Annotated in this window: 1 protein-coding gene; it reads right to left on the bottom strand. The window is 63.1% G+C overall.

Annotated features, from left to right (window positions below; all coding sequences use genetic code 11):
• Positions 1–1,855 (bottom strand): cadherin-like domain-containing protein (locus tag FAP39_RS17265; protein ID WP_138017612.1); only part of this gene is annotated, 1,855 nt, incomplete at both ends.

Genomic DNA, 1,855 nt, shown 5'->3' with positions numbered 1-1,855 from the left:
GGGTGTCACCCGTGTCTATATCCGTGGCATGGGCAAGAAGCTGCGCCGCCGTGATCTGCACCGATGTGTCCTCGGTCCCGCCCGGAAGCGTAACGGGACCGCTGACGGTCGGACCATCATTGGTGCCTGTGACGGTGATGACGAGGTTCTGTGTGTCTGTCGCACCTGTGCTGTCGGTGACCGTCACCGGCACTGTCACCTGCTGCGTCGCGCCTGCGGCGAGATGCTGGTAGGCCGCATCGGCCGGATCGAAGCTCCAGCTGCCATCGGGGTTCAGCGTGAAGCCCGCCGGCGCAGCGCTGCCCAGCGAATAGGCCAGCGCGTCGCCCGTATCCACATCCGTGCCCGACACTTGTCCCGTCACGGACTGACCGTCCTCGGTTGCCGAGGCCGTCGACGCACTCAGAACCGGCGCGTCATTCGTCCCGTGAATCGTGATCTGAATCTGATGCGTTGTGCCGTCGGAAGAGCGAACACGATACGTGGCATGCCCTTCCTGCCCGGCTGCCAGCTGCTGAACGGCAGGGTTGCTGTTGTCCGTGACATAACTCCAGCTGCCTGCAGAATCGATATGCAAGTTGCCGCCAAACGGATCCGAGATCGCGTGCTCTCCGAACTGGCTGTACTGGAAGTGTTCCTGCGAAGGGCCGTCGGGATCGCTCACTGTCAGCAGCCCGCTGATCACGATGCGCCCTGTGACATGATCTTCGGTAGCAGAGCCGGTGTCGGTGCCGCCGATGATTGCGGCATCACTGACGGCGGCAAGCGTGGTCGTTGCCCCCGTATGCGTCACGCCGCCATGGGCGTCCTTGACGTCATAAGTGAAGTGAACCGCGCCGTTGTAGTCGCGCGCAGGCGTGAACGTATAGGTGCCATCACCATTGTCCCGGATCGAACCGTGATCGGCGCGCAGCCCTGCGATGGACAGCTTGCCTGCATCATTGGCGTCCACTTCGACCGTGTTGGCCAACAGCTGTGCCTTGGTGAGCGTCTGCGCGGTGTCCTCGGTGCCGGGCGTGAGCGCAACTTCGGACGAACAGTAAGGGCGGTCATTGCTACCATGGATCGTGATCGTGATGTCATGCGCGGTACCGTCCTTGGAATAGACAGTGATCGTGTCGGTCAGCGTTTGCCCTTCGCCAAGCTGGTCGATCGCCGTGCCGCGCGTGGTAGTCCTGCCGCCAGTCACACGGATGTGACCTGCATCGCCGTAATAGTGCCAGGAGCCGTCTGAGTTCAGCCGCAGATCGCCATAGGTCCCAGAGTAGTTCATACCCATGCTGCCGCGAGTGTCGAACTGGTTCTCGCCCGTGTCCGGATCAAGGATAGTAAGTTGACCGTCGGCATAGAGCTGTGCCCGGCCCAGGGTTGCCATACCCGGTTGCGCATAGTCTGGCGACATATCCTGACCGGCTTTGTTCTCGGTCACGTCGCCTGTATCCACGCCGCCGATGATGGCTGGATCTCCAACGGCGCCGAGCGTCAGGCTTGCGGTCTGCGCCACAGAACCACCATGTCCGTCCGTGACGGTGTAGCTCAGGCTGACTGGACCGTTGTAATTGGCGTCCGGCGTGAAGGTGAATCCGGTTGCCGCGTCGCCCGTGATCGTGCCGTGGCTGGCCGTCAGGCCAGTGACTGCGAGTTGATCTCCAGTGTCAGCATCCGTCGCATGCTCCAGCAGCTGCGCCGCCGTGATCTGCACCGACGTGTCCTCGGTGCCGCCGGGCAGCGTGACCGGGCCGCTGACGGCCGGGCCGTCATTTGTGCCGGTCACGGTGATGACGAGGTTCTCGGTGTCCGTTGCACCTGTGCTGTCGGTGACCGTCACCGGCACTGTCACCTGCTGCGTCGCGCC

This window comes from Shimia litoralis (genome assembly GCF_005518135.1).
Lineage (GTDB): Bacteria > Pseudomonadota > Alphaproteobacteria > Rhodobacterales > Rhodobacteraceae > Shimia_E > Shimia_E litoralis.
This window is presented reverse-complemented; position numbering and strand designations above follow the sequence as displayed.